The sequence below is a fragment of the Actinosynnema sp. genome (assembly GCF_052038725.1).
Window position 1 is genome coordinate 1 of the sequence record NZ_JBQGCX010000142.1, and the last position, 3,359, is coordinate 3,359.

4 protein-coding genes are annotated in these 3,359 nt (G+C 74.9%); all 4 read right to left on the reverse strand.

What is annotated here, in order from left to right; all coding sequences use genetic code 11:
* Window positions 1-95: 95 nt before the first annotated feature.
* From ACTUAL_RS02710 to ACTUAL_RS02725, 4 genes are read right to left on the reverse strand one after another with little or no spacing between them, the layout of a single operon-like run.
* Window positions 96-881 carry a type III pantothenate kinase gene (locus ACTUAL_RS02710; RefSeq protein ID WP_096491191.1) on the reverse strand — a complete coding sequence of 262 codons (786 nt, stop codon included), beginning with the start codon at window positions 879-881 and terminating at the stop codon, window positions 96-98.
* Between the two features lie 10 nt (window positions 882-891).
* A complete protein-coding gene (panD, locus tag ACTUAL_RS02715; RefSeq protein ID WP_096491190.1) occupies window positions 892-1,362 on the reverse strand; it encodes an aspartate 1-decarboxylase in 471 nt (156 codons plus the stop codon).
* A 14-nt stretch (window positions 1,363-1,376) separates the two neighbouring features.
* Entirely contained in the window at window positions 1,377-2,267 is an 891-nt protein-coding gene (gene panC, locus ACTUAL_RS02720; RefSeq protein ID WP_096491189.1) for a pantoate--beta-alanine ligase, read from the reverse strand.
* A 3-nt stretch (window positions 2,268-2,270) separates the two neighbouring features.
* Entirely contained in the window at window positions 2,271-3,164 is an 894-nt protein-coding gene (locus ACTUAL_RS02725) for a Rossmann-like and DUF2520 domain-containing protein (RefSeq protein ID WP_096491188.1), read from the reverse strand.
* Window positions 3,165-3,359 lie beyond the last annotated feature (195 nt).

Genomic DNA, 3,359 nt, shown 5'->3' on the forward strand with positions numbered 1-3,359 from the left:
GGGGATGGGCCCGCGGCCCGGGGGGGCGCCGGGGGGGCCGCCGCCCCGGGGCCGGGGGGGGGGCGGGGGGGCGGCGGCCGTTCGCGGGGCCGGGGTCAGCGCATGTTGCGCTCGAACACCAGGCGCAGGCCCAGCAGGGTCAGGTCGGGCGCGTGGATCTGGATCGCGGTCGACTCGGACACCACCAGCGGCGCGAGGCCACCGGTGGCCAGCACGGTCACCGGGCCGGGGTCGACGGTGGCCAGCTCCTCCACGATCCGCCGCACCAGCCCGTCGACCTGGCCGACGAAGCCGTAGACGATGCCGGACTGGAGGCACTCGACGGTGTTCTTGCCGATCACCGAGCGCGGCCGGACCAGCTCGACCTTGTGCAGCTGCGCGGCGCGGGCGGCCAGCGCGTCCACCGAGATCTCGATGCCGGGCGCCAGCGCGCCGCCGAGGAACTCGCCCTTGGCGGAGATGACGTCCAGGTTGGTGGACGTGCCGAAGTCGACCACGACGCACGCGGTGCTGTGCAGGTGGTGCGCGGCCATCGTGTTGATGACCCGGTCGGAGCCGACCTCCTTCGGGTTGTCCACCAGCAGCGGGACGCCGGTGCGCACGCCCGGCTCGACCAGCACCTTCGGCACCTGGGCGTAGTAGCGGCCGAGCATCACGCGCAGCTCGCGCAGCACCGCGGGCACGGTGGACAGCGCCGAGATGCCGGTGATCTTGTCCGCGTACTCGCCGAGCAGGCCGCGCATGGTCAGCGCCAGCTCGTCGGCGGTCATCCTGGCGTCGGTGCGCATCCGCCAGCTGTGCACGAGCGCGGCGGAGTCCCCGGTGCCGTCGTACAGGCCCAGGACGATGTTCGTGTTGCCGACGTCGATGACGAGCAGCACCGTGTTCCCCCTACTGGTTCTGGATGAGCGCGTCGAGCGCGGCGGCGTCGGCCGTCTCGGCGAGCGCCTGCGCGGTCACCGCGCCGCTGAGCAGCCCGGAGCCCTCCGGGGCGCGCGCGGCGTCCGAGCCCAGCTCCACGACCTTGTTGTCGGCGTCGACGAACACCACGCGCGGCCGGTAGGAGCGGGCCTCGGCGTCGTCCATGGACCCGTAGGCGATGAGGATGACCAGGTCGCCGGGGTGCACCAGGTGCGCGGCGGCGCCGTTGATGCCGATGACGCCGGAGCCGCGCTCGCCGGGGATGACGTAGGTCTCCAGGCGGGCCCCGTTGGTGACGTCCACGATCGCGACCTGCTCGCCCGCCAGCAGGTCGGCGGCGTCCATGAGGTCCTCGTCCACGGTGACCGAGCCGACGTAGTGCAGGTCGGCCTGGGTGACGGTGGCCCGGTGGATCTTCGACTTGAGCATCGTGCGGAACATGGCGGCGCTCCTCCCTACTCGTCGCCCGCGCCGAGCAGCACGGGGACGTTGTCGATCAGCCTGGTCGACCCGACGCGGGCCGCCACCAGCAGGCGGGCGTCGCCGTTCTCGGGCGCGGGCCCGAGGTCGGGAGCGCGCAGCTCCAGGTAGTCCAGGTCGAGGCCGGGCACGGCGTCGAGCGTCGCGCGGGCGGTGGACAGCACGGCCTCCGGGCCCTGCGCGCTCACGTGCGAGCCTGCGACGAGCGCGGCGGACAGCGCGGTGGCGCTCTCCCGCTCGGACTCGGACAGGAAGCGGTTGCGGGAGGACAGGGCGAGCCCGTCCGACTCGCGCACGGTCGGCACGCCGACGACGGCGGTCGGCACGTTCAGGTCGGTGGCCATCCGCCCGATCAGGCAGAGCTGCTGGTAGTCCTTCTCGCCGAACAGGGCGTAGTCGGGCTGCACGATGTTGAACAGCTTCGACACGACGGTGAGCACGCCCGCGAAGTGGCCGGGCCTGCTGGCGCCCTCCAGCTCGGAGCCGAGCGGGCCGGGGTCGAGGGTCACCTGGCTGCCCGCCGGGTACATGGTGGCGACCTCGGGGGCGAACACCAGCGGCGCGCGCTCCTGGCGGCACACCTCCACGTCGGCGTCCAGGTCGCGCGGGTAGCGCTCCAGGTCGGCGGCCTCGCCGAACTGGGTCGGGTTCACGAACACCGACACCACCACGACGGTGTTCTGCAGGACGTGGGCCTCGCGGATGAGCCTGCGGTGGCCCTCGTGCAGCGCGCCCATGGTGGGCACGAGCGCGATGTTGCGGCCCGCCGAGCGCAGCGCCCTGGTGACGCGGCGCAGCCGCTCGGGGTCGCGGTGCACGGTCACCCCGCCGGGGGTGTAGTCGTCCTTGGTCAGCGGCTTCGTCATCGGTCAGTCCTCGTCGAGGGTGGTGCGGACGTCGGTGGCGCGGTCGGCCGGGAGCAGCCCGGCGGACTCGGCCCGGTCTGCGGTGCGCCTGGCGAGCGCGCGGTACGCGTCCAGGGTTCCGGGGGCGCGGTCGGCCAGCACGGCGAGGTGCTTGGCGACGGTGCCGGTGTCACCCCTGGCGACGGGGCCGGTGAGGGCGCGGTCGCCGTGCCGCAGGGCGTTGTCGAGCGCGGCCCCGAGGAGGGGCGCGAGGACCCGCTCGGGGTTGGCGACGCCCGCGCCGCGCAGCGCCTCGGCGCAGTCGGCGACCAGGGTCATCAGGTGGTTCGCGCCGTGGGTGAGGGCGGCGTGGTAGAGCGGGCGGGCGGACTCGGGGACCCGGACGGCCTCGGCGCCGATCTCCACGACGAGGGCCTCGCCGACGCTCCAGGCGATGTCGTCGCCGTCGGCGGCGGTGACCCCGAAGGTGCAGGCGCGGACCCGGTCGACGTCCTCGGGGCGGCCGGTGAAGGTCATGGCGGGGTGCAGCGCCAGGCACAGCGCGCCCACCTCGGCGGCGGGGGCGAGCGCGGCGACGCCCTGGGCGCCGCTGACGTGCACCACGATCTGGCCGGCGCGCAGCGAGCCGGTGGCCACCAGGCCCCTGACCAGTCCGGGCAGCTCGTCGTCGGGGACGGCGAGCAGGACCAGGTCGGCGCCCGCGGCCACGTCGGGCGGGGGCAGCACGGGGACGTCGGGGAGCAGGGCGTCGGCCCTGCGCAGGGAGGCGGCCGAGACGGCGGAGACCGCGGTGACGGTGTGACCGGCCCTGGTGAGGGCGGCGCCGAGCACCGAGCCCACCCGGCCTGCCGAGATGACGCCCGCGGCAAGGCGCGCGGGGCGGGGGGTCGCGTCCATGCGACGTTGCTCCTTCAGGACGTTCCAGTCCCGTTGGGGGGTACCGGACGACTCCACCGAGGGTAGTGAGGGGGTGCGGGTGCGGGGGTCAACTGCGACGAACGCCACCCGGGGCGTCGGGGTCGGTCGGCGAGGTCGGCGAGGCCGGTGAGGTCGGCGAGGCCGGCGAGGTCGGCGAGCCGGGGCGGACCTGCC

Coding starts and splice junctions, on each gene's coding strand:
- panD (WP_096491190.1), bottom strand. CDS start 1,362: ATGTTCCGCACGATGCTCAAGTCGAAGATCCACCGGGCCACCGTCACC.
- panC (WP_096491189.1), bottom strand. CDS start 2,267: ATGACGAAGCCGCTGACCAAGGACGACTACACCCCCGGCGGGGTGACC.
- ACTUAL_RS02725 (WP_096491188.1), bottom strand. CDS start 3,164: ATGGACGCGACCCCCCGCCCCGCGCGCCTTGCCGCGGGCGTCATCTCG.